Raw genomic sequence first — 26,193 nt, 5'->3', positions numbered from 1 at the left:
CCCGGCCGGTGGAACGGCGGGAGCTCTACTCGAGAGGAGCGACGGCGCCCGCCGCCGGCCGGACGACCGGCGGCGGGCGCCGGGAATCCGATGGCTGACCGACAGACGACGCGCGGACCCGCCGCGGACACGACATCCCCGCAGGTCCAGGACGCCCCGGGCGCGGCTCAGGGCACGGTGCCCGCGGCCGCCGAGGGGCCGGAGGGGCCCGGCTTCCCCCGGCTCGTGCGGCCGGTGGACGGGCGCCTGGTGGCCGGGGTGGCCCAGGGGGCCGCCGCCCAGCTCGGGCTCGACCCGGTCGTGCTGCGGCTGGCCTTCGTGCTGCTCACCGTGCTGGACGGGATCGGCGCCGTGGCGTACGCGGCGCTGTGGATGTTCACCTCGCGCGTGCCGTACGAGGGCAGGGAGCCCGCGCGGGACTGGAGCCAGGTCACCGCCTACGGCGCGATCGGCCTGGCGCTGCTGGCGCTGGGCTGGCTCACCGGCGCCTCGAAGGGCGGGATCGGCGCGTGGCCGATCGCGGCCGGCGGCATCGGCTCGCTGATCCTGTGGCAGCAGGCCGACCCGGACCGGCGGCAGCGCTGGATGGACTCCACCGTCGGGCAGGCGCGCAAGAACCGGGTGCGCACGTTCGCGGGCCTGGTGCTCGTCGTCATCGGCGCGATCGGGTTCCTCGCCGCCAACAACGAGCTGGGCAAGGCCCGTCCCGGCATCGTGTTCACGCTCGTGGTCGTGGGCGGGGTCGCGCTCATCGCGGCCCCCTGGCTGGCGGGCCTGTGGAAGGAACTGCAGCGGGAGCGCCGTGAGCGCATCCGGCAGGAGGAGCGGGCGGAGTTCGCCGCGCACGTGCACGACTCCGTGCTGCACACGCTGACGCTGATCCAGCGCAACGCGCACGACTCCCGCGAGGTGGCGCGGCTGGCCCGCTCCCAGGAGCGCGAGCTGCGCAACTGGCTCTACCAGCCCCAGCAGGACGCCGACGCGTCGGTGGCAGCGGCGGTGCGGCGGGTCGCGGCCGAGGAGGAGGACTCCCACGGGGTGCCGATCGAGGTCGTCTGCGTGGGAGACTGCCCGCTGACGCCGGAATTGTCGTCGATGGTGCAGGCGGCCCGGCAGGCGATGGTCAACGCCGCGAAATACTCCGGGTCTCCGGTCGTCTCCGTCTACGCGGAGGTGGAGCCGGGGGAGGTCACGGTGTTCGTCCGGGACCGGGGCGTCGGGTTCGACATGAGCGAGGTGCCCGAGGACCGGCTGGGCATCCGCCAGTCGATCATCGGCAGGATGGAGCGCAACGGGGGCAGCGCCCGCGTGCGGACCGAACCGGGCGAGGGTACGGAAGTCATGCTGACGATGAAGATCGAGGGCTCGTGAGCCGCACGCGGCCGGGAACCCCGGAGGTCCCGGAGCCGGGGCCGGGCGGAGCGAGCGAGGAGCGGTGAGGGAGCACATGGGCGCCATCAAGGTTCTGATCGTCGACGACCACCGGTTGTTCCGGTCCGGCGTCCGCGCCGAGCTGGGGGACGCGGTGGAGGTGATCGGGGAGGCCGAGGACGTGGAGTCGGCGGTGCGGACGATCGCCGAGCTCCAGCCCGACGTGGTCCTGCTCGACGTGCACATGCCCGGCGGCGGCGGGCAGGAGGTGCTCCGCCGCGTCCTGGGCTCCGGCTCGCAGGTCCGCTTCCTCGCGCTGTCGGTGTCCGACGCCGCCGAGGACGTCATCGGCGTGATCCGCGGCGGCGCCCGGGGCTACGTCACCAAGACCATCAGCGGCCGGGAGCTCACCGACGCGATCCGCCGGGTGGCGGACGGGGACGCGGTCTTCTCCCCGCGGCTGGCCGGGTTCGTGCTGGACGCCTTCGCCTCCTCCGAGGCCCCGGCGATCGACCCCGAGCTGGACTCGCTGACCCAGCGGGAGCGGGAGGTCCTGCGGCTGATCGCCCGGGGCTACGCCTACAAGGAGATCGCCAAGGAGCTGTTCATCTCGGTCAAGACCGTGGAGACCCACGTCTCCTCCGTCCTGCGCAAGCTCCAGCTCTCCAACCGCCACGAGCTCTCCCGCTGGGCCACCGCCCGCAGGCTGGTCTGACGGGTCCGCGGGGACCGGCCCGGACGGTGCGGTCCGGGTGGGAGCCCGGGCCGTCCGGGCCGGTCAGCCCTCCCGCATGACGGCGAGGAAGTGCGAGACCTCGGAGCGGAGCAGCTCGGCCGTACGCGCCAGGCCCCTGGCGTCGGCCGCGTGGCCTTCCCCTGCTCCGCGACGCTGCCGGGGTCCGTCGCCTCGCCCGATCCCGTCGCGTTGCCCCGCCCCGCCGCCGCTGCCACCGTCGACGGCGGCGGCGATGGCGTGGGCGAGGGCGTCCATGTCGCGGACGGTCCGGCCGATGGTCTCGATGACGTCGATGCCCTCCCTGGCCGCGGACTGGGCCGAGGCCACCTGGTGGGCGATCTGCCCGGTCGCGTCGGCGGTCTGGGTGGCGAGCTGCTTGACCTCCGAGGCGACGACCGCGAAGCCCCGGCCGGCCTCCCCGGCGCGGGCGGCCTCGATGGTGGCGTTGAGCGAGAGCAGCCGCGTCTGCCCGGCGACCTGGGAGATCAGGGTGACGACCTGCTGGATCTCCTTGGAGGAGTCCTCCATCAGGCCGACCGCCTCCTTGGCGGCCTCCGCCTCGCGCACCGAGGCCGAGGCCGAGGTCGCCAGGCTGGCCGCGGAGGTGCTCAGCTCGGTGGAGGCGGCGGCGACCTGCTCGGCCACCGACATGACCGTCGACTCGAACTCGTCGGCGAGCCGCAGCCGGGCCTGCCCGGCCGCGGCGGCGCGGGCCGCGGACTCGGCCATGGTCGTGCGGGCGCGGTTGATGGCCTCGGCGCTGGTACGGAACGAGCCGGGCATGCCCTCCAGCAGGAACTGCCGGTGGAAGCGGCCCTCGCTGGCGGCCTGCAGGGACGCCGCGGCCTCCCTGACGAAGGCGTCCATGCGGTCGATCATGCGGTTGAGCTCGTGCCTGAGCTCGACCAGCTCCGGGTGCTCCTCGCTGCCGGGGACGTGGCGGACCCGGGCCTCGAAGTCGCCGGCCGCGCCCAGCCTGCACACCCGCAGCATCTCGGCCACGGCCTCGCCGACGACCGCGGAGTCCGGCCGTTCGGCGGCGGCGTTCCGCTTCTCCCGGCCCGGCAGGGCGATCATCGCGCCGCCTCCTGCCCGGCCAGCGACCACACGAACTCCTCGTACGACATGTTCTGCTCCTCGAGAGTCCGCTCCAGCAGCGCCGTGCCCGCGGCGACGGCTTCGGCGGGACGTGCGTGGCGCCGCTCCTCGGCGACCAGCGACGCGTACAGCGGCTCGACCCGCCGCAGGGCGTTCCTGGAGGGGACCCTCCGGTTGGAGTGGTAGCCCACGACCTGCCCGCGGGCACCCGTGCTCGGGGTGACGTGCGCGAACACCCAGTAGTGGGCGCCGTCGCCGGCGAGGTTCACGATGTAGGCGAAGATCTCCCGCCCCTGCTTGAGGGTCTCCCAGAGCAGGGCGAAGACGCAGCGGGGCATGTCCGGGTGGCGGATCATGTTGTGCGGGCGGCCCAGCATCTCGTCCTCGGGATAGGCGGACACCCGGAGGAAGACGTCGTTGGCGTAGGTGATGCGCCCCTGGAGGTCGGTCTTGGTGACGATGATCTCGCCGGGGTCGAACGTGCGCTCCACCCCGGTCGGCCGGAGCCCGCTGGCTCGCATCGCGCTGTCTCCGTGTGTCTGGGAACCCGCTCCCGGCCGTCGTCGGAAGCCCGCCCCCGTTAGATGCTCCGGAGGCCTGCCCCCTGAGGATCGGCCGGTCGCCCGGCGAGCTGAGCGCCGTCCGGGTGAGGCACGTCACACTCCCGGCCGCCGCCGGGAGCCGCGGGTACGCCGTGGCGGTCACCCGCGAATCCGCCGGAAGGCTGATGCCGCACTCCCGGCGGCGACCTAGTCTGAGGGCCGGTGACCACCAGGGGGTGAGCGATGCGCAGGACGGTCCGCGAGATCGGCTGGGCCGTACGGGGTGCCTGCCGGGGGAGCGATCCCGAGCTGTTCTTCCCGGTGGCGCCCTCGCCCGAGCAGGAGGAACGGGCCAAGGCGGTCTGCGCCGGATGCCCGGTGCTGGCCGACTGCCGGGCCTACGCCGTACGGGCGGGGGAACCTGAGGGGATCTGGGGCGGGCTCACCGTGCGCGAGCGGCGCGGGCTGCGGTTTCCGCCGGGGTGGCGGCGCGCCGCGGGCTGACCGGCCGGCGAGCGGTGGATGAGCCGGAGTCCGGGGCCTCGGGCGGGGAACGGCGGCGCGCCGCGGGCCGGCCGGTCGGCGCGTAGGGTCGGACCCGGAGCGAGGGGGACGGGATGCGTGCGGTGAACGGGGGACCTGCGGCGGTGCCCGCGGCCGGAGGGAGCGGGGGGCCCGCGGCGGCGGTCGCCGCCGGAGGGGGCCGGGAGGGGGCGGCGGCGCTGGCCGGGGCGGTGGCCGTGCTGGCGGCGGCCAACGTGCTCAACAACCGCGTGGCGCCACGCCTGGCGCCGCTGACCTCGGCCGCGGCCACCGGTGCGCTGCTGGCCCTGGCCCGCCGGTCCGGCCTCTCCTGGACCGAACTGGGCTTCACCGAGGGCCGCCGCGGCCTGCGGATCGGTGGCGCGCTCGCCGCCGCCGTCGCCGCGGCCTACGGCGCGGGCATCGCGATCCCCGCCACCCGCCGGTTCTTCCGCGACGAGCGGGCCCTGTCCCTGTCCCGCGCCCGCGCGCTGGAGGAGGCCCTGCTCCAGGTCCCGGTCGGCACGGTCCTGCTGGAGGAGGTCGGCTTCCGCGGCGTCCTGTACGGCCTGCTCGCCCGCTCCCACGGGACGCCCGCGGCCGTCGCCGTCTCCTCGGCCCTGTTCGGGCTCTGGCACGTGCTCCCGGCGATCGACATGGCCGCGGCCAACCCCGCGCTGAGCGCCCTGGCCGCGGGCGAGGCGCCCGGTGGGGCCGCACCGGGGGCCGCTGACCCTGATTCCGCCTCCGCCTCCGCCTCCGCCTCCGTCGGCGCCGCCCGTCCGCCGGAGACCCCCGACGCCCCGGCGGCGCCGTCCGTTCCGGGGCCGCGGGCAGCGCCGTCCGCGGCGGACACGGCCCGGGTGGTGGCCGGTTCGGTGGTCTCCACCGGGATCGCGGGGGCGCTCTTCTGCGGGTTGCGCCGGCGGGGCGGTCTGGCGGCCCCCGCGCTGCTCCACGTCGCCACCAACTCGCTGGGCTACCTGTTCGCCCGGATCGCCCCCGAAGAGCCGCCTCCCCGGTGAGGTGTCATCTGGTCGGCGAGCCGCACGTCATCGTCCGTGTACGAGCCCGGAACCGTCCGCGTGCGAGCCCGGAACCGTCCGCGTGCGAGCCCGGAACCGTCCGCGTGCGAGCCCGGAACCGTCCGCGTGCGAGCCCGGAACCGTCCGCGTGCGAGCCCGGAACCGCCTCCCCGGGGAGGCACTACCGCGCGGCGGGGGAGAAGCGCCCCCGGGCCACCAGTTCGACGCTGACCAGCACGGCCACCGCTTCGGCGGCCAGCAGTGCGACCAGGACGACGAGCTGGACCACGCCGGCGTGCAGCGGATCGGCCCCGCCGAGCAGCATGCCGACGAACGCCCCCGGCAGGGTGACCAGGCCCACGGTCCTGGTCTGGTCCAGCGCGGGCACCAGCGCTTGGGCCGCCGCCGGGCGGCAGATCTCCAGGGCCGCGTCGCGGCCGGAGAAGCCCAGCGAGAGCGCCGCCTCGACCTCGCCGCGCCGCTGGGCCAGCTCGTCGGCCGCGCGCCTGCCGGCCAGCGCCGTGGCCGTCAGGCAGCCGCCCAGCAGGATGCCCGCGACCGGGATCAGCGCGATGCCCTCGGGCGGGACCGTCCCGGTGCCGGCCAGCAGCAGGAAGACCGGCAGGGTCCCCGCCCCGACGGGCACGGCCGCCCACCAGGCGGCCGCCCCGGAGGTGATCCGGCGTCCCGCCGTCAGGCTCGCCACGCCGTACATGACCAGGACGAAGGCGCCCGCCGCCGCCGGTCGCCCGGCGGCCCACACGATGACCAGCGAGACCGCGCCGAGCTGCACGGCGGCGCGCAGGCACGCGGTGAGCACGGCCCGGCCGTGTCCGAGGCGGCCGAGCAGGGCGACGGCGGCGCCCGCGAGGGCGAGGGTGACGACGACGGCGGCGGTGGCCGGGGACAGGGCGATGGTGCTCACGGGCAAGAGCATGTCCTACCGGCGGCGGCCGGGCCGGGCGGACAGGGGCGTGGGCGGGCGGGGGCCGCGGGGCCGGGGTCGGACGGGGGCCTGGAAGGGCGGGGGCCGCGGGGCGGGGAGGGCGGACCGCCCGCCTCGATCGCCTGCGAGATCGAACTGCAGGGGCCGCGGGGCGGGGAGGGCGGGGCGCCGTCAGGTGGTGACGACCCGCTTGAAGGGCTCGGCGTAGCGGTCGGCACCGAACCCGGCGTGCTGCGCCATGAGGGCGAAACGCTCCCTGAGTGCGTCCTCCAGGCCCTGGACGTGGCCGGTCTGGCTCTTGTGCGCGCGCAGCGCCGCGAGCTTGCGCTCGAAGGTCTCGGTGACGTCCACGTAGTGGTCCGGCGTCTCGTGCCCGTTCAGCCAGACCTCGCGCACCGTCCAGGCCGCGAGGCCCTCGTCCTGCAGCAGTTCGGGGAAGGCGTAGGGGTTGCGGGCGTCGGGGTAGACGGCGTCCAGGGCGGCCCCGCCGACGGCCCGGTGGTCGGGGTGGCTGGGGGCGATGAAGGAGTAGTTGCGCTCGGGGGTGTGGGTGATCACCAGGTCGGGGCGGACCTGGCGGACGACCCGGGCGATGTCGCGCCGCAGGTCCAGGCTCTGCTCCACGGTCCCGTCGCGGTAGCCGAGGAACCGCACGTCCCGCACGCCCACGATCTCCGCGGCGGCGCGCTGCTCGGCCCGGCGGAGCTCGGCCATGCCGCCGTTGTCCAGCTCGCGGTCGGAACCGCCCGCGTCGCCGTCGGTGACCACGCAGTAGACCACCTCGACACCCCGGTCGGTGAACCGCGCGATGGTCGCCGCGGCGGCGAAGTCGACGTCGTCCGGGTGCGCGGTCACCGCGAGCACCCGGCTGATCTCGTTCTCGGGGAGCATATGGGCCCTTCCTGCCTTCCGTTCCTCCGGCCGGCGCCGTGATCGGCGTCCCGTCCGACCGTGACAACCGCCCGCGCGCCCCCCGGCATTCCTCATCCGACCGTGACAACCGCCCGCGCGCCCCCCGGCGTTCCTCATCCGGCCGTGACGACCGCCCGTCCCCCGGCGTTCATCATCCGGGCGTGGACCCGGTTGTCGGTGAGCCGCCTTAACCTAGGGAGGTGCCGATCCCAGCCGATTCCCTGACCCACCCGCTGCTCGACGGGCTCAACCCCCAGCAGCGCGAGGCCGTCGTGCACCACGGCAGCCCGCTGCTCATCGTGGCGGGCGCCGGTTCGGGCAAGACGCGGGTGCTGACCCACCGCGTCGCCTACCTGCTGGCCGAGCGGGGCGTGCATCCGCAGGAGATCCTGGCGATCACCTTCACGAACAAGGCCGCCAAGGAGATGAAGGAGCGGGTCGACCGGCTGGTCGGGCCCCGCTCCGCGGTGATGTGGGTGATGACCTTCCACAGCGCGTGCGTGCGGATCCTGCGGCGCGAGGCCAGGCGGCTGGGCTTCCCCTCCGGGTTCTCCATCTACGACCAGGCCGACGCCCAGCGGCTCATGGCCATGGTCTGCCGGGAGATGGACCTCGATCCCAAGCGCTACCCGCCGCGCTCCTTCTCCGCGCAGGTCAGCAACTTCAAGAACGAGCTGGTCGACTACGAGACGGCGGCGGCCCAGGCGGCCACGCACATGGAGCGCACGCTCGCCGAGGCCTACAAGCTCTACCAGCAGCGGCTGACCGAGGCCGGCGCGATGGACTTCGACGACCTGATCATGCTGACGGTCACGCTGCTGCAGATCTTCCCCGACGTGGCCGAGCACTACCGCCGCCGCTGGCGGCACGTCATGGTCGACGAATACCAGGACACCAACCACGCCCAGTACACCCTGATCAGGGAGCTGGTCGGCCGTCCCGAGCTGCGCACCGCCAACGGCGACCTGGTCCGGGAGGGCACGTCCGGCATCGCCCCGGCCGAGCTGTGCGTGGTGGGTGACGCCGACCAGTCGATCTACGCCTTCCGCGGCGCGACGATCCGCAACATCCTGGAGTTCGAGCGCGACTACCCGGACGCGAAGACGATCCTGCTGGAGCAGAACTACCGCTCCACCCAGACGATCCTGTCCGCGGCCAACGCGGTGATCTCGCGCAACGAGAGCCGCAAGCCGAAGAACCTCTGGTCCGACCAGGGCGCCGGACCGAAGATCGTCGGATATGTGGCCGACGACGAGCACGACGAGGCCATGTTCGTCGCGCAGGAGGTCGACCGGCTCACCGACACCGAGGGCGTGCTCCCCGGTCAGGTGGCCGTGTTCTACCGGACCAACGCCGCCTCCCGCGTCTTCGAGGAGACGTTCATCCGGACCGGCCTGCCGTACAAGGTGGTGGGCGGGGTGCGCTTCTACGAGCGCAAGGAGGTCCGCGACCTGCTGGCCTACCTGCGGGTCCTGGCCAACCCCGGTGACGTGGTCTCGCTGCGCCGCATCCTCAACGTGCCCAAGCGCGGCATCGGGGACCGGGCCGAGGCGATGGTGGAGGCGTTCGCGGCGCGCGAGCGCATCCCGTTCGCCGACGCGCTGCGCCGGGCGGACGAGGCGCCGGGCATGGCCACCCGCTCGCTCAAGGCGATCAGGGACTTCGTCGCGCTCCTGGACGACCTGGCGGTCAAGGCCGAGGGCATGCCGCCGTCGGCGCTGGCCCAGGAGGTGCTGGTGACCACCGGCTACCGGGCGGAGCTGGAGAACTCCGACGACCCCCAGGACGAGAGCCGCCTGGAGAACCTGGACGAGCTGGTCTCGGTGGCCTCGGAGTTCGAGGAGGCCAGCCCCGAGGGCACGCTCGTGGAGTTCCTGGAGCAGGTCTCGCTGGTGGCCGACGCCGACCAGATCCCGGCGGAGGACGGCGGGCAGGGCGTGGTCACGCTGATGACCCTGCACACGGCCAAGGGCCTGGAGTTCCCGGTGGTCTTCCTCACCGGCATGGAGGACGGCGTCTTCCCGCACATGCGCTCCCTCGGCGAGCCGAAGGAACTGGAGGAGGAGCGCCGCCTGGCCTACGTCGGCATCACCCGCGCGGAGCAGCGCCTGTACGTCTCGCGGGCGGCGGTCCGCAGCTCGTGGGGCTCCCCGTCGTTCAACCCGGCCTCCCGCTTCGTCTCCGAGATCCCCTCCGAGCTGGTCGACTGGCGCACCGACCCGAAGAAGAACGCCTGGACCGCCGCGACCCGCCGCGAGCCCTCCCGCACGGCCCCCGCCCGCAAGCCCGGCGGCCGGAAGATCCCCGACCTCGCTCCGGGGGACCGCGTCACCCACGACCAGTACGGCCTGGGCACGGTCGTCTCGGTCGACGGCGACAAGGCGAAGGTGGACTTCGGCAGCGGCGGGGCCAAGACCCTGGTGCTGGCCTACGCGCCGCTGGAGAAGCTCTAGAGGCCGGAGAAGCTCCAGAAGGCCGGAGAAGCTCCAGGAGGCGCGAACGCCCGGCGGATGCTCCGCCGGGCGTTCGGTCACCGGCCGGAGGGGACCGGCCGCGAGACGTCTGCGATCACTTGGTGACCAGCGGGATCGCGGTCTCGCTCGCACCCTCTTCGAGGTCCTTGACCTCGGCGACCTCGTCGGCCGGCGGGGCCTTCACCGAGACCTTGGCGCCCCAGCCGCTGTAGTCGGTCTCGACCGTGACGGAGGTGTCCTTCCCGGACGCGTAGGTGGTCGTCAGCCGGGTGGGGAGCCGGTCGGCGCCGAAGGCCATCCTCCAGGTCACCACGGTCTTGGCCGCCTTGGCGGAGGGCTTGTCCATCATCGAGGCGCGGAACCACGGCGAGACCTTGTAGAGCTCGCCGAAGGTGATCTTCCCGGTGTAGCCCCCGGTCTGCTTGACGGCGTGCGCGAGCAGGGCCTTGAGTGTCGCCGGCTCGGCCGGGTTCACCAGCTGGCTCATCGAGCCGTAGACGCCGTTGATGGGGCCGGGGAAACGGAGCCAGGTCTTGCCGGAGGGCAGGAACTCGCCGAAGACGCCGCCGGAGAGGTAGGAGACGTTCTTCACCTGGATGGTCCGCTCGGGCTTGGCGAGCCCGGCGAGCATCTTGGAGAAGCCCGCGCTGTCCTCGTCGCCCGATTCCTCGGCGATGGCCCCGAACTCCTCGAGGTCGCTGGCCTTGATGCGCAGCTTGGTGGTGTGGTCGGACGCGGCGACCCCGGAACGGCCGAACTGCAGGACGCCCGTCCGGGTGGAGAAGACCTGGCGGAAGTCGTCCGTGACCAGCTTCGTCTTGTCGGAGAAGCTCACCCCGCGTCCGGCGCCGAGCTTGCTCTGCAGCGCGGCGAGGGGATCGGCGGGCGCCTGCGCGTGGGCGGCCGAGGCGAGCGTGGGGACGGCCAGACCTGCTGCTGCGGCACAGGCCAGACCGGCGATGAAACGCTTCAAGTGGATTCTCCCGTGTATTCCCTCCACCCCGTTCGGGAGGGACCCGGACATCCTTCCGAAGCCAGATCACAATAAAGTCTCGTTAAATGTGGCATATGACTAATTGATAGTGGATATTCCGTGCAGAACGCCGCGGGGCGGTCAACCGACCGGCAGCGCCGGAGGCGGGGAGAAATCGCCGCCGACCCGGCCCGCGTCGGCGGTGTCCTCCGGAGGCGGGGGCGCCAGTGTCACGTCCGAGCCCCAGCCGGTGTAGCGGGTGTCCGCGACCGTGACGGTGGGCCGCTCCGGCGTCCCGGGGACGGGCTGCCTCCAGGTGGTCGTCAGGCGGCGGGCCAGGTTCGACCGGTCCAGCCAGAGCCGGAAGCCGACCGTGATCTTCGCGCTCCGGCCCTTCGGCGGCCCGGCGAGCCGGTCGCGGAAGGAGGGGGAGACACGGTAGAGCGTGCGCAGCGTCACGGTGCCCTGGCGGTACGTGCCGGAAGGCAGCTTCCGCTTCACCGAGCTGTGGGAGAGCAGGGCGCCCAGAGTGGCCGGTTCGAAGACGTTCACGATCTGCGGCAGCGCCGCGGTCTGCTTGATGTTCGCCGGGCCGATCAGCCCGAGCCAGCTCTTGCCCTCGGGCAGCCAGGTCTCGTAACCGGGCCCGGACAGGTAGGCCTCGTCCGGGAAGCAGATCACCCGGGTCGAGCCGAGCCGCCGCCCGATCAGGCCCTCGAACTCCCGGATCGCCCCGCGTCCCGCCTCCGTGCGCCCCGTCGTGTCCGTGGCGTACACCCCGGAGGCGTCGAACTCCACCCTGCCCCTGCGCCAGATGGTGACGACCGCCTTGCCGTCCCGGTAGACCCGTCCGACGTCGGAGATCCGCAGCCCCGTGTGCTCGGCGAAGTGCCGTCTCAACGCCGTCACGGGCGACGGCGCCCCCTGCGCCGTCCATGCGGCCTGCCGCGTCTCCGTCGTCCGTGCCGTCTCCGTCGTCCGTGCCGCCTGCGTCGTCCGTGCCGTCTGCGTGGCCTGTGCCGTCAAGGCTCCCCCGGCTCCGGAGGCGGGGACCGCCCCGGCCGCGGCATCGGCCCGCAGGGTCCCGGCCTGCGCCGTACCCGGCTGCGGCAGCGCGGCGGCCAGCGCCACCGCGACGAGCGGAACGGCCCACCGTCTCATCGGATCCCCCTCACCGGAAGCCAGGATCCGCCAAGCTAGGCCACCCGCGCCCGCGCGGCTATGCCGTGGGCTGACAACTCCGCCTTCCGGCTTTGCGCGGGGATGAGCCGTTCCGGTGGGAACGTCCCGGGGACCGGAGCGCCCACGGGGGACCGGCGCCTTCTCCGGGAGGAGGACGGAGGTGACACATGCCTACGGGATATCGATGTTCCGCGCGATATTCGCGCGAGGGAGGACCGTTCACTGATTGCATGAGGGTGCGAGACGCGGCGACGGATGGACCGGTCATGGAAAGGCCGCCTCGCGGGGTGGGGTGCCCATTGCGGGAAACGGCCGGTGACGGTGGACGCCGTTTTCGGCCGTTTCCCGGACCGGGCCCGCGTACGGCATGCCGTACGCGGGCCCGGCCGGCCCGGTCCCGGTGGTGGCGCCGGGCCCGGGCGGGGCTCGTCCGCCCGGTTCCGGTCAGCTGCCGTCGCGGTGCGAGCCCAGGGTGTTGACGAGTTCCTTGGGGTCGGGCGCGTCGGAGGGCAGGTCCTTCTCGTCGATGACCTGGTCGGCGGGCGGGGCGGTGATGGTGACCTTCGAGCCCCAGCCGCTGAAACGGGTGTCGGACGTCGTGGTCAGCGACGACTTGCCGATGGCGAGGGTCTCGGAGACCGACGCGCGCCGGGGCAGGCCCTTGCCGTCGAGCCAGAGCCGCCAGGAGAGCTCGGCCTTGGCGGACTCGCCCGTCGGCTTGGTGCGGAGGGCGGCGCGGAAGCCCGGGGAGAGCTTGTACAGCTCCGCGTAGGTCAGGGTGCCCTGGTGCCGGAGGCCGTCGCGGGAGTGCCTGCCGGAGGGGTCCTTCACCAAGGCGGCCAGCACGGTCGGCTCCAGCACGTCGGGGTGCTGGAGGAAGAGGGGGCCGCTCTTGCCGCCCACCCACTTCTTGCCCTCGGGGAGCAGGCCGTTGTAGACGCCGCCCGAGGCGTAGAGGCGGTCCTTGATGCTGATCATGCGGTAGGAGCCGTTGCCGGACTCCTTCCCGGAGGTCATCCGCACGGCGAGGTCGTAGGCGGCCGGGCCGGTGGGGCCGAACTGCAGCCTGCCCTTGAGCTCGGCCTTCAACAGGGTCGTCTCACCGGAGAACATGCGCGCGGTCTGGGTGACCCGGACGCCGCGGCCGGTCTGGAACTGCCGCTTGAGCGCGTCCGCCGGTGCGGGGGCGGTGGCGGAGGTGGTGGTGGCGGCGGGGGCGGCGTGCGCGGCGGCGGAGGTGGCGGTGGCCAGTGCCGGTGCGGCCAGCACCGCGGCCGTCAGGGCGATCGATCGCCTCATGGGATCAGTTGTCCTTTATGTAGATATGAGGGGGGAGCATTCTTTCAGGTAACGATCATCTGTGAATCCGGGTTCCACGTCCCGGCGGTCGCGGGGCCCGGTCCTTGCGGGGCGCCGCACCCCGCAAGGCCCCGGGCTCGGGGAGCCCGGCCCCGCCGGGCCGGTTACGCTGCGGACAGCCGCCGCCCACGAGTGGGCGGGACGCAGACGAGGAGGTCTGTCATGGATGCCGAGCCGAGGATCCGCGTCGTCATCGCCAAGCCGGGGCTGGACGGCCACGACCGGGGTGTGAAGATCGTGGCCAGGGCGTTGCGGGACGCCGGGATGGAGGTCGTCTACACCGGTCTGCACCAGACGCCCGAGCAGATCGTGCGCACCGCCGTGCAGGAGGACGCCGCAGCGGTCGGCCTGTCGATCCTGTCGGGGGCCCACATGACCCTCTTCGCCAAGGTGATCGAGCTGCTCAGGGAGAACGACGCGGGCGACATCGTGGTGTTCGGCGGCGGGATCATCCCGGAGGACGACATGCCCGAGCTGGAGCGGATGGGCGTCGCCCGGATCTTCACGCCGGGGGCGACCACGGAGGAGATCGTCGAATGGGTGAGGGGCACCGTTCCCGCCCGGGTCTGACCCGCCTCCCCGCCGTCCGCGGGCCGCAGGTCACCTGTGAGCCGCCGTCCGCGGGCCGCCGGACCGTGCCCGGACCGACGACCGCGGGTGGGCCGCCGGTCGTGTGCGGGCCGCCGCCGCCACGATGTGAGCCGCAGCACGGCCCCGGTGACCTCGCCGGGGCGCTGGGGAGGCTAGGCTTCATTGGCGCAAAAATCGCGAGGCTCCCCTCACTGTCGTGGAGCCGGACCGCCGACATCTGTACACCAGCCGGACAAGCAAGGACGGACCCTCGTGGACCTGTTCGAACATCAGGCGAAGGAGCTCTTCGCGGAGTACGGCATCCCCGTGCCGCGCGGCATCGTCGCGCACACCGTGGAGGAGGCACGCGCGGCAGCGGAGGAGCTGACCGGCCGTGTCGTCGTCAAGGCCCAGGTCAAGACCGGTGGCCGAGGCAAGGCGGGCGGCGTGAAGGTCGCCGACGACGCCGCCGACGCCGAGCGGAAGGCCACCGACATCCTCGGGATGGACATCAAGGGCCACACGGTCCACAAGGTCCTGATCGAGGAGGCCAGCGCGATCGCGGAGGAGTACTACTTCTCCTTCCTGCTCGACCGTGCGAACCGCACCTTCCTCGCCATCTGCTCCGCCGCCGGCGGAATGGACATCGAAGAGGTCGCGCACAGCACCCCCGAGAAGGTCGCGAAGGTCCCGGTCTCCCCGCTCACCGGCATCGACCGGGCCAGGGCCCGCGAGATCGCCGTGGCCGGCGGACTGCCGGAGAAGGCGCTCGACGGCGCCGCCGAGCTCATCGAGAAGCTCTGGGCCGCCTTCGTCGACGAGGACGCCTCCCTGGTCGAGGTGAACCCGATGATCCTGTCCGCCGACGGCCAGGTGAAGGCCCTGGACGGCAAGGTCACCCTCGACGACAACGCCGCCTTCCGCCAGCCCGAGCACGAGGCCTACGCCGACAAGGCCGCCGAGGACCCGCTGGAGGCCGCGGCCAAGGCCAAGGACCTCAACTACGTCAAGCTCGACGGCAGCGTCGGCATCATCGGCAACGGCGCGGGCCTGGTCATGAGCACCCTGGACGTCGTCGCCTACGCGGGCGAGGCGTTCCCCGGGCAGCCCAAGCCCGCCAACTTCCTCGACATCGGCGGCGGCGCCTCGGCCGAGGTGATGGCGGCCGGCCTGGAGATCATCATCTCCGACCCCTCGGTGAAGTCGATCTTCGTGAACGTGTTCGGCGGCATCACCGCCTGCGACGCGGTCGCCAACGGCATCGTGGCCGCCTTCCAGCTGCTGGAGAGCCGCGGCGAAGCCGTCACCCGCCCCCTGGTCGTCCGCCTGGACGGCAACAACGCCCTGCTCGGGCGGCAGATCCTGGCCGACGCCAAGCTTCCCGGCGTCGAGCTGGTCGACACGATGGACGAGGCGGCCAAGCGCGCCGCCGAGCTCGCTGCGGTAGGTGCGTAATGGCTATCTGGCTGACCGAGAACAGCAAGATCATCGTTCAGGGCATGACCGGCGGGGAGGGCACCAAGCACACCCGCCGCATGCTCGCCGCCGGCGCCCGGGTGGTGGGCGGCGTCAACGCCCGCAAGGCCGGCACCGTGCACGAGGGCCTGCCGGTGTTCGGCACCGTGGCCGAGGCCATGGCCGAGACCGGTGCGGACGTGTCGGTGGTGTTCGTGCCGCCGGCCTTCACCAAGGACGCCGTCAAGGAGGCCGTCGACGCCGGCATCCCGCTCTGCGTGGTGATCACCGAGGGCGTGCCGGTGCACGACACCACCGAGTTCTGGGCGTACGCGGTGGCCAAGGGCAACAAGACCCGGATCATCGGCCCGAACTGCCCGGGCATCGCCTCGCCGGGCGCCTCCAACGCCGGCATCATCCCGGCCGACATCACCACCGCGGGCCGGATCGGGCTGGTGTCGAAGTCGGGCACGCTGACCTACCAGCTGATGTACGAGCTGCGCGACTTCGGGTTCTCCACCGCGGTGGGCATCGGCGGCGACCCGGTGATCGGCACGACGCACATCGACGCGCTGGAGGCCTTCCAGGCCGACCCGGGCACGGACGCGATCGTGATGATCGGCGAGATCGGCGGAGACGCCGAGGAGCGGGCCGCGGCCTACATCGAGCAGCACGTGACCAAGCCGGTCGTGGCCTACGTGGCGGGGTTCACCGCGCCGGAGGGCAAGACCATGGGCCACGCGGGCGCGATCGTGTCGGGCTCGGCCGGGACCGCGCAGGCCAAGAAGGAGGCGCTGGAGAAGGTCGGCGTGCGGGTCGGCAAGACCCCCAGCGAGACCGCCCGCCTCATGCGCGAGGTCATGCGCTCCCGCTGACCGTCCGTGCCGGACCGCGCCGGACGGCGCGGTCCGTCCGGCCGTCCGGCGGTCCCAGCGGTTCGAGAGAGGCGCCCGGTGCGATTCCGCCGGGCGCCTCTCCCGCGTCCCGCCCCGGCGCACCCCCGGCGCACCCCCGGCGCACCCCCGGGAGACCCCTTCCGGCCCACGTCCCCGGAAATCCGTACGACTCGCGGCATTCCTCCCGTACGGCGTGCGACACGCGGACCGATGAGCGCCCGCCTGCCGGAAGATCGGTGAGACCATCGGGTACTGTGACGGCCCTTCTCGACCATTTCCGGACGGCTCCCCGAACCGTCCTCAGTCGCATCCCCCTGCCCGGCGCCACGGGTGACGACGACGTCCGCAGGCCGCTCCCCGTCTCAGGAATGCTCGCCGCCGCCTGGACGCTCGGCGTCGGCCTGGCGGTGCTCACCACGCTCACCCTGATCGGCTGGATCGCCGCTCCCCGGGGCACGCTCGACGGCGGCCTGCCCGAGGTCTTCCGCACCGCGGCGCAGCTCTGGCTGGCCGCGCACCACGCGGGGTTCGCGATTCCCGGCGGGTCGGTCGGGCTGATCCCCCTCGGGCTGGTGGCCCTGCCCGCCTTCCTGCTCTACCGCGCCGGGATCTGGATGGCCCGCGACGCGGACCTGCGGCTGCGGCTGCCCGCCCGGCTGCCCAGGAACAGCCCCAAGGAGCAGGCCAACGCCCGGCGGCGGGCCCAGCTGGTCCTGATCGCGCAGGCGGGCGTCTCGCTGGCGGCGCCGTACGCGCTGCTGGCGGGGGTGGTCGCGCTCGTCGCCCGCAACGCGATCACCCAGCCGTTCCTGGGGGAGGCGCTGGTCAGCCACCTGATCCTGGCCTTCGTCGCGGGTGCGCTGGCGACCGTCAGGGCGATCGGGCCGTGGCGGGTGATGCCGCGCCTGCTGCCCGAGCGGCTGCGCTCGGTCGCGGGCGGCACCGCCGCCGCCCTGGGGATCATGCTGCTGGCGGGCGCCCTGCTGGTGCTCGGCGCCGTCGTGGCGGGGTTCGACGAGGTCCGGCACCTGACGGACGTGCTGGCCCCCGGGGTCGTCGGCGGCCTGCTGCTCGTGCTGGTCCAGGGGCTCTACCTGCTCAACGCGTTCGTCTGGGGGATGGCCTACATCGCCGGGCCCGGCTTCTCGGTCGGGACCGGCACGCTGATCGCCCCGACCGGGGTGCAGCTGGGCACCGTGCCCAGCCTGCCGATCCTGGGGGCGCTGCCCGAGGCGGGTCCGACCCCGGCCTGGCTCATGTCGGTGATCGCGATCCCGTTCGTCGCCGGGGCGGTGGCGGGCGTCGTGCTCGTCAGGATCGCGCCCTCTCCCACCTACGAGGGCGCGCCGTTGTGGGGCTTCGCCTGCGGCATCGCCACCGGCTGCGCGGCCGGTGCGCTGGCGGCGCTGTCCGGCGGTGCGCTCGGCGGCGGCAGGCTCGTCGAGATGGGTCCCGCGGCCTGGGAGGTCATGCTCTCGGTGACGCTGGAGACGGGGGTCGCCGCGGGCATCTCGGCGGGACTGGCCAACTGGTGGCTGATCTTCCGGGGCCACAACACCGCCGTCACCAGGGCGGCGGCGAAGGCCGCCTCGGCGGCGGCGCCCGTCCGCAAGGCGGGCGCGAAACTGGCCATGGCCGCGGGGTCGGTGACCGGCCGGGCCAGGGCCGCCGACGCGGACGAGCACCGCGCGCTCCCGGGTCACTGGCTGGACGCCACCGAGTGCGACACCCAGCCGATCCCGGTCATCCGGGACGACTGGGAGGACGAGCACGCCTCCGCCGCCTCGGAGAAGCCGCAGCGGAACCGGCGTCCGGAGCCGCCCCGGCCGCCCCGGCGCGACATCGTGGACGAGACCGACGACAAGGGCGGGCACGTGATCTACGTGGACCCCTACGCGTGGGACCGCGACTGAGCCCGCGACCGGGTCAGGGGCCGAACGGGAAGCGCAGCTGGCCGGGCTCGACGAAGGGGAGCTTCTTCCTCATCGAGTCCTCCAGCCGGTTGAGGCACTCGTCCTGGGCGGTGACGGTGCCCGCGCCCCGGCGGCACTCCTCGTAGGCGGACAGCTCGTCGCGCAGGTAGAGCTGGAACGCCGACGCCATGATCGAGAACAGGAGCGCCACCGACGCGATGGCGATGCCGGCGACGGCCGTGCCGATCGGCTTGGAGACCGACCTGAGCGCCGGGATCGCCCGGACCGAGACGACGAGCGCGAAGATCGACATGACCAGTCCCGCCATCGGGAGCATGAGGGTCATCACCGCAGACGCGAACGCGAGCCACAGGGCCCGCCGTCCCGCGCTCTCCGCCGGCCGTAGCTGGACGGGTGTCGTCACTGTGCCAACCTCCTTGCGTCGCCCGAGCGGACGGACCTATACCCTTGCAGCGGCGTGAGTCCCCGTCCGAATGGAGTGCGTCGGTGTCATCCCAGGCCGCTCGGCTTGTGGTTCTCGTGTCCGGATCTGGAACAAACCTACAGGCCCTGCTGGACGCCGTGGCAGACGAGGGTTACGGCGCCCGGATCGTGGCGGTGGGCGCCGACCGCGACGGGATCGAAGGGCTGGCCCGCGCGGAGCGCGCCGGGGTGCCGGTCTTCGTCGAGCGCGTCGCGGACCACCCGGACCGCGAGGCGTGGGACCGGGCGCTCGCGGCCAGGATCGCGGAGCACAAGCCCGACCTGGTGGTCTGCGCCGGGTTCATGAAGATCCTCGGCGCGCCGACGCTGACCGCCTTCCCCGTGCTCAACACCCACCCCGCGCTGCTGCCGGCCTTCCCCGGCGCGCACGGGGTTCGCGACGCCCTCGCGTACGGCGTGCGGGTCACCGGCTGCACCGTGATGCTCGCCGACGCCGGGGTCGACACCGGCCCGATCATCGCCCAGGAGGCCGTCCGCGTCTACGACGGCGACGACGAGCACACCCTGCACGAGCGCATCAAGACCGTCGAGCGAGGGCTGCTCGTCGACACCGTCGGCCGGATGGCCCGCGAGGGCTGGACGGTCACCGGCCGGACCGTCCGCCTCGGGCGGCCCGCCGACCCCCGCTGACCCCCGCTCGACCCCCGCCGACCAGGCGGCCGGGCGACCCGGCGGATGAGCCGGGCGCCCCCGGAGAACCGGAACCAAACAGGAGGACCGAGAAGTGACCCGCATCGCCATCCGGCGCGCGTTGATCGCGGTGTACGACAAGAGCGGGCTGGAGGAGCTGGCACGCGGGCTCGACGCCGCAGGGGTGGAGATCGTCTCCACCGGCGGCACCGCCGCGAAGATCGCCTCCTTCGGCGTCCCGGTCACCCCGGTGGAGGCGCTGACCGGATTCCCCGAGTGCCTCGACGGCCGCGTCAAGACCCTGCACCCGCGCGTGCACGCGGGACTGCTCGCCGACGGCGGCAACCCCGCCCACGTCGCGCAGCTGGAGGAGCTGGAGATCGACCCGTTCGAGCTGGTCGTCGTCAACCTCTACCCGTTCCAGCAGACCGTCGCCTCCGGCGCCTCCGACGCCGAGTGCGTGGAGCAGATCGACATCGGCGGCCCGGCGATGATCCGCGCCGCCGCCAAGAACCACGGCACCGCCGCGGTCGTGGTGGACCCGGCCGCCTACGGCGACGTGCTCGCCGCGGTCGCCGCCGGGGGCTTCACCCTCACCGAGCGCCGCCGCCTGGCGGCCGCCGCCTACGCGCACACCGCCTCCTACGACACCGCGGTGGCCTCCTGGTTCGCCGACGTCTACACGGCGGAGGAGGGCACCTGGCCCGCCTTCATGGGGGCCTCCTGGGAGCTGTCGGCCGCCCTGCGCTACGGGGAGAACCCGCACCAGCGCGCCGCGCTCTACACCGCGGGCACCGGCGGGCTGGCCGGAGCCGAGCAGCTGCACGGCAAGGAGATGTCCTACAACAACTACCTCGACGCCGACGCGGCCTGGCGGGCGGCGTGGGACTTCGCCGAGCCCGCCGTCGCGATCATCAAGCACCAGAACCCGTGCGGCATCGCGGTCGGCGCCGACGTCGCCGAGGCGCACCGCAAGGCCAACGCCTGCGACCCGGTCTCGGCCTACGGCGGCGTCATCGCGGTCAACGGCGAGGTCACCGAGGAGCTGGCCCGGCAGATCGCCGAGGTCTTCACCGAGGTCGTGGTCGCCACCGGGTTCACCGCCGAGGCGCTGGCCGTACTGACCGAGAAGAAGAACCTCCGCCTGCTGGCCTGCCCCCAGGGGCCGGCCAACCCGGCCGAGTTCCGCCGGATCGACGGCGGCCTGCTGGTGCAGACCGCCGACCGGGTGGACGCCCCCGGCGACGCGGCCGAGGCCTGGGAGCTGAAGGCGGGTCCCGCGGCGTCGGCGGAGGTCCTCGCGGACCTGGCCTTCGCCTGGAAGGCGTGCCGCTCGGTGAAGTCCAACGCGATCCTGCTGGCCGCAGGCGGCGCGAGCGTCGGCGTCGGCATGGGCCAGGTCAACCGGGTCGACTCGGCCCAGCTGGCGGTCTCCCGCGCCGGCGACCGCGCCGCCGGGTCGGTGGCGGCCTCCGACGCGTTCTTCCCCTTCGCCGACGGGCTCAAGGTGCTCGTCGACGCGGGTGTGAAGGCGATCGTGGAGCCCGGCGGCTCCATCCGGGACGACGAGGTGATCGCCGCGGCCGAGGCCGCCGGGGTCACCCTCTACTTCACCGGCACCCGCCACTTCTTCCACTAGGAGTCCCGGCGGGGGCCTCCGGGCTCCCGTCTGCGAGCCCCGGCGGGAGCCCTCGGGGCTCTCCCGCCGGGGCTCTCCCGTCCGCACGGCCGTCGCGTTCCGCGGCGGCCGTGTCCTCTTCCCGTTCCCTGTCCGTGTCGTCCTCCGCCGCCCGTGCGGGCCCTGAGTCCGACCGGGCGGCCGCGCGGACCTGTGTCCGGGCGGGGAGCCCGTACGGCCGCGCACGCGCGCGGCGAGCCCGTGCGGCGAGCCCGTGGGGCGACCGGAGTCACCGGGCGGGGGATCGGGCGGAGAAGTTCCGGAAAGCCCTACGGCGGAGGCTCCGCCCGCCGATACAGGTGGTGCCACTCGCGCGAAGCCTCCCGGCCGGCGCCGCACGGCCGCTCCTCGCCGGAACCTCAGGGCCCCGGACCGGCCGTGTGAGACAGGTCACTGGGACAGGAGACAAAAGAGTGGCGAGTTGAACACAATTTTTCGGCTCGAAAAGGTTTGGCGCGCGCTTAGCCTGTGTCATCCCTTCTCTTTCCCTTGGAGACCTCGCATGGCCGTGCTCGACTTCCTGCTCCCCGCGCTGGTGATGATCGCCGGTTTCTGGCAGAGCCCCGTCTTCCTGGTGGCGCTCGCGCTCGGTGCGGGTTACCTGGGCGCCAAGGCCGTGGAGGTCATCCCCTTCACCCGCCGGATCATCGAGCGGCGCGAGGCCGAGGCGGCCGAGCGCGGCTGACCCGCCGTACGGCGCGCGGTCCGCGGGGCCGCTCCGGCGGACGGCGCGTGCGCGCTCCGCCGGCGGCCCGCGACCCCGGCTCGGCCGGTCCGGCAGGCGGTGCCGACGGCCGGACGCGGACGATCTCATGAGAAAGTTGGCATCATGAGCGCGCAGATTCTGGACGGCAAGGCCACCGCGGCGAAGATCAAGGCAAGTCTGGCGGAGCGGGTGGCCGCGCTGAAGGAGCGGGGGATCACCCCCGGGCTCGGCACGGTCCTGGTCGGCGACGACCCCGGCAGCCAGATCTACGTCGCCGGCAAGCACCGCGACTGCGCCGAGGTCGGCATCGCCTCCATCCGCAGGGACCTGCCGGACAACGCCACCCAGGCGGAGGTCGAGGAGGTCATCGACGACCTCAACGCCTCGGCCGAGTGCACCGGCTACATCGTCCAGCTCCCGCTGCCCCGGCACCTGGACACCCAGGCGCTCCTGGAGCGGATGGACCCGGGCAAGGACGCCGACGGCCTCCACCCGGTCAACCTGGGCCGCCTGGTGCACATGGTCGACGCGCCGCTGCCCTGCACCCCGCACGGCATCGTCCTGCTCCTGCAGGAGTACGGCGTGCCGCTCAAGGGCGCCGAGGTCGTCGTGGTCGGCCGCGGCATCACGGTGGGCCGCTCGCTCGGCCTGCTGCTGACCCGCCGCTCGGAGAACGCCACCGTCACCCTCTGCCACACCGGCACCCAGGACCTGGCGGCCCACACCCGGCGCGCCGACGTCGTCGTCGCCGCCGCGGGCGTGCCGCACCTGATCACCGCGGACATGGTCAAGCCCGGTGCGGCCGTGCTCGACGTCGGTGTCTCCCGGGTCGAGGGGAAGATCGCCGGTGACGTCGCCCCGGACGTGGCGGACGTCGCCGGCTTCCTGACCCCCAACCCCGGCGGTGTGGGCCCGATGACCCGGGCCCTGCTGCTCGCCAACGTGGTCGAGGCCGCCGAGCGTCAGGCCGGGACGGCCTGACGCCCACCACGCCCACGGCTTCCGAGAGCGGGGGGCACCCACGGCGTCCGGACGCCCGGGAACACCCGAAGCACCCGGGACGGGCCCGCGACGAGGGCCCGGAACCGGGACCGGTCAGGACGCCCGGCGGCCCACGGCGGTCGCCGCCGGTGAGGGCTCGGCGCCGCCGGTCGCCCGCTGGGGCGGCACCACCGGGGTGGGCCTGACCAGCCCCAGGGCCACGACCTCGTTGGCCAGCCTGGTGCGCCGGTTGGTGCCCTCCGGAATCCGGAATTTCTGGTAAAGGCGGAGGAGGTGCTGCTTGACCGCCGCCTCCGTCACCACCAGATCGTCCGCGATCTCCCGTGCCGTGGCCGGGGCGACGAACGCCTCGTCCGAGAGCGCCGGCCGGCACAGCGACGTCAGCACGTCCACCTCCCGCCTGGTCAGCTCCGGCGCCGCCGCGCGGCGGAGCTCGACCTCGGGGACGAAGTCCTCGCGCGGGACCCCGCCGATCCGGCCCCGCGCGGCGCCGAAGGAGACGACGTCGCCGTCGTCGAGGACCCTCCGGGCGATCGGCCTGCCGTTCACCCGCGTGCCGTTGCGGGACAGGCCCAGGTCGACGACGTACAGGTAGGGTCCGCGCCGGACGAATTCCGCGTGCAGCCGGGACACGCTCGGATCGGTGAGCCGGATGTCGACTCCCCGGCCTCGCCCGACCGTCGTGATCTCGGGGCGCAACGGGACCACCTCACCGGTGTCCTCGACGCGTATGAACGGCCCCTCCACGGCAGTTCCTCCCCAGGTAGCCCGCCGTAACTGTTACTACAGCTCCGGCTTACCCAAACGAGGGGATGCGGAATCTCCTTTGCCAGAAGCAGAATCCTTCGTGAAATTGGTCTGGACCTCTCGAAAAGGTTTCCCCTGCTCACGGGTAGACTCCCGAGGAAGATAAGCGGAGGAAACACTCATGGCGGACAAGCCCACCAAAGGCCTCGCCGATGTCGTAGCCGCGTCCACAGCGCTCAGCGACATCGACGGTCAGGCCGGTCGCCTCTTCTATCGCGGATACGACATCCACGATCTGGCCGGCCGCACCACCTTCGAAGAGACCGCCCACCTGCTGCAGTGCGGCACGCTCCCCACGCGGGAGCAGCTGGCCGCCTACGGCGCGGAGCTGGTCCAGGGGCGCGCGCTCGGCGCCCTCGTCGAAGCCAACGTCGCGGAGGTCGCGGCGAAGCAGGCGCCCATGGAGGCGCTGCGCACGCTGGTCTCGCTCGCCGGCGCGGACGATCCGGACAAGGACTCCAACAGCCCGGAGGCCAACCGGCGCAAGGCCGCCCGGCTGACCGCGCAGCAGCCGCTCCTGGTGGCCCGCTACCACGCGGCCAGGACCGGCGCGTCGATCCCGGAGCCGGACCCGGCGCTCAGCGTCGCGGCGAACTTCCTGCTGCAGATCACCGGCCGCGCCGCCGACGCCCGCGCCGTGAAGATCTTCGACGCCTGCCTCGTCCTGCACGCCGACCACACGATGAACGCCTCGACGTTCGCCGCCCGCGTCTGCGCCGCGACCCTGTCGGACATGCACTCGGCCGTCGTCGCCGCCATCGGCACGCTCAAGGGCCCGCTGCACGGCGGCGCCAACGAGCAGGTCATGCGCACCCTGGAGGCACTGGACCCGGGCGGCGTGGCGCAGGCCGTACGCGACAGGCTCGCGGCCGGCGAGAAGATCATGGGCTTCGGGCACCGCGTCTACAAGACCGAGGACCCGCGTGCCACGCACCTGCGCAAGATGTCGCAGGAGCTCGCCGAGGCCTCCGGGGACGACACGTACTACCGGATGTCCAAGGAGATGGAGGAGGTCGTCTTCGAGACGAAGGGCCTCTACCCGAACGTCGACTTCTACGCCGCGACGGTCTACCACTACCTCGGCATCCCGACCGACCTGTTCACTCCGGTCTTCTCGGTCAGCCGCATGTCAGGATGGACCGCACATGTCATCGAGCAGCACGCCGACAACCGGCTGATCCGTCCGGACAGCGAGTACATCGGCGAGCGGGACCAGAAGTGGAAGCCGATCGGCGAGCGGTGAACGCCAGAACGACAGACGACCGCTGGGGGCCGTACCCGCTGGTGCTTGCGGGTGCGGTCCTCGCCGTCGCCGCAGCCGTCCTGGTCGACGTCGAGTGGGGGGGATTCGCGCTCGGCGCCGTCATCATGCTGGGCGCCGCGACGAGGCTGGCCGGAGGCGGACGGCTGGCCGTACGGAAGAAGACGACCGACGCCGTCACGCTCGCCGTCCTCGGCGCCGCGCTGATGGCCGGGTCGTTGCTGCTGGAGTATCCGTGGCTCATGCCGCGATAAGTCGTCGGATGACCGGGTGGCCCTCAGGCCGCGCGCACCCGTCCGATAGCCTCAACGGCCAGTGAGCCTCAAAAGGACTGTCTGGCCCGTGTTAGTTCAGAAGGGGAACCACACGCATGCCCAAGATCAAGGTAGAGAACCCCGTCGTCGAGCTTGACGGCGACGAGATGACGAGGATCATCTGGCAGTTCATCAAGGAGCAGCTGATCCTCCCCTACCTCGACGTCGACCTGAAGTACTACGACCTCGGCATCGAGCACCGCGACGCCACGGACGACCAGGTGACGATCGACTCCGCCAACGCCATCAAGCAGTACGGCGTCGGCGTCAAGTGCGCCACCATCACCCCGGACGAGGCGCGGGTCGAGGAGTTCGGCCTCAAGAAGATGTGGAAGTCCCCGAACGGGACCATCCGCAACATCCTCGGCGGCGTGGTCTTCCGTGAGCCGATCATCATGTCCAACGTGCCGCGGCTGGTGCCGGGCTGGACCAAGCCGATCGTCATCGGCCGTCACGCCTTCGGCGACCAGTACCGCGCCACCGACGTCAAGATCCCCGGCGAGGGCTCGCTGACGCTGACCTTCACCCCGAAGGACGGCTCGGAGCCGATCGAGCTCAACGTCTTCGACTTCCCGGGCGGCGGCGTCGCCATGGCGATGTACAACCTGGACGAGTCGATCCGCGACTTCGCCCGCGCCTCGATGCGGTACGGCCTGGCCCGCAACTACCCGGTCTACCTGTCGACGAAGAACACGATCATGAAGGCCTACGACGGGCGCTTCAAGGACATCTTCGCCGAGGTGTTCGAGACCGAGTTCAAGAAGGACTTCGAGGCCGCCGGCATCTCCTACGAGCACCGCCTGATCGACGACATGGTCGCCGCGGCGATGAAGTGGGAGGGCGGCTACGTCTGGGCCTGCAAGAACTACGACGGCGACGTGCAGTCCGACACCGTCGCGCAGGGCTTCGGCTCGCTCGGCCTGATGACCTCGGTCCTGATGTCGCCCGACGGCCGCACCGTCGAGGCCGAGGCCGCCCACGGCACCGTGACCCGTCACTACCGTGAGCACCAGAAGGGCAACCCGACCTCCACCAACCCGATCGCCTCGATCTTCGCGTGGACCCGGGGCCTGGCGCACCGCGGCAAGCTCGACAACACCCCCGCGGTGACCGACTTCGCCGAGAAGCTGGAGCAGGTCTGCATCGAGACCGTCGAGGGCGGTCAGATGACCAAGGACCTCGCCCTGCTCGTCGGCGGCGACGCCCAGTGGCTGACCACCCAGGACTTCCTGGCGGCCCTGGACGAGAACCTGAAGCGGAAGATGGCCTGACCGCCTTCCGGATCAGGGGAGGGACGGCCTGACCGTCCCCCGGCAG

25 protein-coding genes are annotated in these 26,193 nt (G+C 72.8%); 16 read left to right on the top strand and 9 right to left on the bottom strand.

Annotation, left to right across the window (positions count from 1 at the left end):
• Positions 1–90 precede the first annotated feature (90 nt).
• A complete protein-coding gene (locus tag IEZ06_RS02300) occupies positions 91–1,371 on the top strand; it encodes an ATP-binding protein (protein ID WP_189234983.1) in 1,281 nt (426 codons plus the stop codon).
• A 76-nt stretch (positions 1,372–1,447) separates the two neighbouring features.
• Positions 1,448–2,086, top strand: a complete 639-nt coding sequence (locus tag IEZ06_RS02295; RefSeq protein ID WP_068896635.1) for a response regulator — start codon at positions 1,448–1,450, stop codon at positions 2,084–2,086.
• 63 nt (positions 2,087–2,149) lie between these two features.
• Here the strand turns inward: IEZ06_RS02295 and IEZ06_RS02290 are convergent, their stop codons facing one another.
• Complete coding sequence (locus IEZ06_RS02290; protein WP_189234982.1) at positions 2,150–3,184, bottom strand: methyl-accepting chemotaxis protein; 1,035 nt, start codon at positions 3,182–3,184, stop codon at positions 2,150–2,152.
• Positions 3,181–3,726, bottom strand: coding sequence for a PAS domain-containing protein (locus IEZ06_RS02285; protein WP_189234981.1), 546 nt, complete (start codon positions 3,724–3,726; stop codon positions 3,181–3,183). The genes IEZ06_RS02290 and IEZ06_RS02285 overlap by 4 nt, the downstream gene beginning before the upstream one ends.
• Positions 3,727–3,990: 264 nt before the next feature.
• On the opposite strand from IEZ06_RS02285, the gene IEZ06_RS02280 reads away from it, so the two are divergent.
• Together IEZ06_RS02280 and IEZ06_RS02275 are read left to right on the top strand one after the other, a co-directional pair.
• Positions 3,991–4,251: a WhiB family transcriptional regulator gene (locus IEZ06_RS02280; RefSeq protein ID WP_189234980.1), complete on the top strand. Its 261-nt coding sequence runs from the start codon at positions 3,991–3,993 to the stop codon at positions 4,249–4,251.
• 122 nt (positions 4,252–4,373) lie between these two features.
• Positions 4,374–5,294, top strand: a complete 921-nt coding sequence (locus IEZ06_RS02275; protein ID WP_229797726.1) for a CPBP family intramembrane glutamic endopeptidase — start codon at positions 4,374–4,376, stop codon at positions 5,292–5,294.
• Positions 5,295–5,475: 181 nt separating this feature from the next.
• On the opposite strand, the gene IEZ06_RS02270 is transcribed toward IEZ06_RS02275, so the two are convergent.
• Together IEZ06_RS02270 and IEZ06_RS02265 are read right to left on the bottom strand one after the other, a co-directional pair.
• On the bottom strand, positions 5,476–6,219 hold the full coding sequence (locus IEZ06_RS02270; RefSeq protein WP_203871788.1) for an ABC transporter permease: 744 nt from the start codon (positions 6,217–6,219) through the stop codon (positions 5,476–5,478).
• A 192-nt stretch (positions 6,220–6,411) separates the two neighbouring features.
• Entirely contained in the window at positions 6,412–7,131 is a 720-nt protein-coding gene (locus IEZ06_RS02265) for a PIG-L deacetylase family protein (RefSeq protein WP_189234977.1), read from the bottom strand.
• Positions 7,132–7,358: 227 nt separating this feature from the next.
• On the opposite strand from IEZ06_RS02265, the gene pcrA reads away from it, so the two are divergent.
• Positions 7,359–9,605 (top strand): DNA helicase PcrA, encoded by a 2,247-nt coding sequence (gene pcrA, locus IEZ06_RS02260; protein ID WP_444980702.1) that lies wholly within the window; start codon positions 7,359–7,361, stop codon positions 9,603–9,605.
• Between the two features lie 115 nt (positions 9,606–9,720).
• Here pcrA and IEZ06_RS02255 read toward each other — a convergent pair whose 3' ends face one another.
• From IEZ06_RS02255 to IEZ06_RS02245, 3 genes are all read right to left on the bottom strand, one after another.
• On the bottom strand, positions 9,721–10,599 hold the full coding sequence (locus tag IEZ06_RS02255; RefSeq protein ID WP_189234976.1) for a hypothetical protein: 879 nt from the start codon (positions 10,597–10,599) through the stop codon (positions 9,721–9,723).
• Between the two features lie 141 nt (positions 10,600–10,740).
• Positions 10,741–11,760 carry a hypothetical protein gene (locus tag IEZ06_RS02250; protein WP_189234975.1) on the bottom strand — a complete coding sequence of 340 codons (1,020 nt, stop codon included), beginning with the start codon at positions 11,758–11,760 and terminating at the stop codon, positions 10,741–10,743.
• A 465-nt stretch (positions 11,761–12,225) separates the two neighbouring features.
• Positions 12,226–13,080 carry a hypothetical protein gene (locus IEZ06_RS02245; RefSeq protein ID WP_189234974.1) on the bottom strand — a complete coding sequence of 285 codons (855 nt, stop codon included), beginning with the start codon at positions 13,078–13,080 and terminating at the stop codon, positions 12,226–12,228.
• Between the two features lie 222 nt (positions 13,081–13,302).
• On the opposite strand from IEZ06_RS02245, the gene icmB reads away from it, so the two are divergent.
• The 4 genes from icmB to IEZ06_RS02225 all read left to right on the top strand — a co-directional run bounded on the left by icmB (position 13,303) and on the right by IEZ06_RS02225 (position 17,974).
• On the top strand, positions 13,303–13,710 hold the full coding sequence (gene icmB / locus IEZ06_RS02240; RefSeq protein ID WP_189234973.1) for a coenzyme B12-dependent isobutyryl CoA mutase small subunit: 408 nt from the start codon (positions 13,303–13,305) through the stop codon (positions 13,708–13,710).
• 273 nt (positions 13,711–13,983) lie between these two features.
• Complete coding sequence (gene sucC, locus IEZ06_RS02235; protein WP_189234972.1) at positions 13,984–15,165, top strand: ADP-forming succinate--CoA ligase subunit beta; 1,182 nt, start codon at positions 13,984–13,986, stop codon at positions 15,163–15,165.
• Positions 15,165–16,040, top strand: coding sequence for a succinate--CoA ligase subunit alpha (gene sucD, locus IEZ06_RS02230; RefSeq protein ID WP_189234971.1), 876 nt, complete (start codon positions 15,165–15,167; stop codon positions 16,038–16,040). The genes sucC and sucD overlap by 1 nt, the downstream gene beginning before the upstream one ends.
• Before the next feature lie 275 nt (positions 16,041–16,315).
• On the top strand, positions 16,316–17,974 hold the full coding sequence (locus tag IEZ06_RS02225; RefSeq protein ID WP_189234970.1) for a cell division protein PerM: 1,659 nt from the start codon (positions 16,316–16,318) through the stop codon (positions 17,972–17,974).
• Between the two features lie 13 nt (positions 17,975–17,987).
• Here IEZ06_RS02225 and IEZ06_RS02220 read toward each other — a convergent pair whose 3' ends face one another.
• Positions 17,988–18,398 (bottom strand): hypothetical protein, encoded by a 411-nt coding sequence (locus IEZ06_RS02220; protein ID WP_189234969.1) that lies wholly within the window; start codon positions 18,396–18,398, stop codon positions 17,988–17,990.
• 83 nt (positions 18,399–18,481) lie between these two features.
• On the opposite strand from IEZ06_RS02220, the gene purN reads away from it, so the two are divergent.
• The 4 genes from purN (at position 18,482) to IEZ06_RS02200 (ending at position 22,473) form a co-directional block, all read left to right on the top strand.
• Positions 18,482–19,108 carry a phosphoribosylglycinamide formyltransferase gene (gene purN, locus IEZ06_RS02215; RefSeq protein WP_189234968.1) on the top strand — a complete coding sequence of 209 codons (627 nt, stop codon included), beginning with the start codon at positions 18,482–18,484 and terminating at the stop codon, positions 19,106–19,108.
• 94 nt (positions 19,109–19,202) lie between these two features.
• Complete coding sequence (purH, locus tag IEZ06_RS02210; protein WP_189234967.1) at positions 19,203–20,747, top strand: bifunctional phosphoribosylaminoimidazolecarboxamide formyltransferase/IMP cyclohydrolase; 1,545 nt, start codon at positions 19,203–19,205, stop codon at positions 20,745–20,747.
• Between the two features lie 541 nt (positions 20,748–21,288).
• Complete coding sequence (locus IEZ06_RS02205; protein ID WP_068896650.1) at positions 21,289–21,471, top strand: hypothetical protein; 183 nt, start codon at positions 21,289–21,291, stop codon at positions 21,469–21,471.
• A 144-nt stretch (positions 21,472–21,615) separates the two neighbouring features.
• Positions 21,616–22,473, top strand: coding sequence for a bifunctional methylenetetrahydrofolate dehydrogenase/methenyltetrahydrofolate cyclohydrolase (locus IEZ06_RS02200; protein ID WP_189234966.1), 858 nt, complete (start codon positions 21,616–21,618; stop codon positions 22,471–22,473).
• A 114-nt stretch (positions 22,474–22,587) separates the two neighbouring features.
• Here the strand turns inward: IEZ06_RS02200 and IEZ06_RS02195 are convergent, their stop codons facing one another.
• Positions 22,588–23,241: an FHA domain-containing protein gene (locus IEZ06_RS02195; protein WP_189234965.1), complete on the bottom strand. Its 654-nt coding sequence runs from the start codon at positions 23,239–23,241 to the stop codon at positions 22,588–22,590.
• A gap of 181 nt (positions 23,242–23,422) precedes the next feature.
• Between IEZ06_RS02195 and IEZ06_RS02190 the strand changes: the two genes are divergently transcribed.
• The 3 genes from IEZ06_RS02190 to IEZ06_RS02180 all read left to right on the top strand — a co-directional run bounded on the left by IEZ06_RS02190 (position 23,423) and on the right by IEZ06_RS02180 (position 26,147).
• Positions 23,423–24,544 carry a citrate/2-methylcitrate synthase gene (locus IEZ06_RS02190; protein WP_189234964.1) on the top strand — a complete coding sequence of 374 codons (1,122 nt, stop codon included), beginning with the start codon at positions 23,423–23,425 and terminating at the stop codon, positions 24,542–24,544.
• Positions 24,541–24,816, top strand: coding sequence for a DUF3017 domain-containing protein (locus tag IEZ06_RS02185; RefSeq protein ID WP_189234963.1), 276 nt, complete (start codon positions 24,541–24,543; stop codon positions 24,814–24,816). The genes IEZ06_RS02190 and IEZ06_RS02185 overlap by 4 nt, the downstream gene beginning before the upstream one ends.
• Positions 24,817–24,932: 116 nt before the next feature.
• Complete coding sequence (locus IEZ06_RS02180; protein ID WP_189234962.1) at positions 24,933–26,147, top strand: NADP-dependent isocitrate dehydrogenase; 1,215 nt, start codon at positions 24,933–24,935, stop codon at positions 26,145–26,147.
• The last annotated feature ends 46 nt before the right edge of the window (positions 26,148–26,193 follow it).

The sequence above is a fragment of the Planomonospora antibiotica genome, from assembly GCF_014647955.1.
Lineage (GTDB): Bacteria > Actinomycetota > Actinomycetes > Streptosporangiales > Streptosporangiaceae > Planomonospora > Planomonospora parontospora.
Note: the sequence above shows the minus strand (reverse complement) of the source record. Positions and strands in the feature narration are given on the sequence as shown.

Excerpts from the sequence above, each read along its gene's own strand:
- IEZ06_RS02300 (WP_189234983.1), top strand. The coding sequence starts at position 91 with ATGGCTGACCGACAGACGACGCGCGGACCCGCCGCGGACACGACATCC.
- IEZ06_RS02295 (WP_068896635.1), top strand. The coding sequence starts at position 1,448 with ATGGGCGCCATCAAGGTTCTGATCGTCGACGACCACCGGTTGTTCCGG.
- IEZ06_RS02290 (WP_189234982.1), bottom strand. The coding sequence starts at position 3,184 with ATGATCGCCCTGCCGGGCCGGGAGAAGCGGAACGCCGCCGCCGAACGG.
- IEZ06_RS02285 (WP_189234981.1), bottom strand. The coding sequence starts at position 3,726 with ATGCGAGCCAGCGGGCTCCGGCCGACCGGGGTGGAGCGCACGTTCGAC.
- IEZ06_RS02280 (WP_189234980.1), top strand. The coding sequence starts at position 3,991 with ATGCGCAGGACGGTCCGCGAGATCGGCTGGGCCGTACGGGGTGCCTGC.
- IEZ06_RS02265 (WP_189234977.1), bottom strand. The coding sequence starts at position 7,131 with ATGCTCCCCGAGAACGAGATCAGCCGGGTGCTCGCGGTGACCGCGCAC.
- IEZ06_RS02250 (WP_189234975.1), bottom strand. The coding sequence starts at position 11,760 with ATGAGACGGTGGGCCGTTCCGCTCGTCGCGGTGGCGCTGGCCGCCGCG.
- IEZ06_RS02245 (WP_189234974.1), bottom strand. The coding sequence starts at position 13,080 with ATGAGGCGATCGATCGCCCTGACGGCCGCGGTGCTGGCCGCACCGGCA.
- icmB (WP_189234973.1), top strand. The coding sequence starts at position 13,303 with ATGGATGCCGAGCCGAGGATCCGCGTCGTCATCGCCAAGCCGGGGCTG.
- sucD (WP_189234971.1), top strand. The coding sequence starts at position 15,165 with ATGGCTATCTGGCTGACCGAGAACAGCAAGATCATCGTTCAGGGCATG.
- IEZ06_RS02205 (WP_068896650.1), top strand. The coding sequence starts at position 21,289 with ATGGCCGTGCTCGACTTCCTGCTCCCCGCGCTGGTGATGATCGCCGGT.
- IEZ06_RS02200 (WP_189234966.1), top strand. The coding sequence starts at position 21,616 with ATGAGCGCGCAGATTCTGGACGGCAAGGCCACCGCGGCGAAGATCAAG.
- IEZ06_RS02190 (WP_189234964.1), top strand. The coding sequence starts at position 23,423 with ATGGCGGACAAGCCCACCAAAGGCCTCGCCGATGTCGTAGCCGCGTCC.
- IEZ06_RS02180 (WP_189234962.1), top strand. The coding sequence starts at position 24,933 with ATGCCCAAGATCAAGGTAGAGAACCCCGTCGTCGAGCTTGACGGCGAC.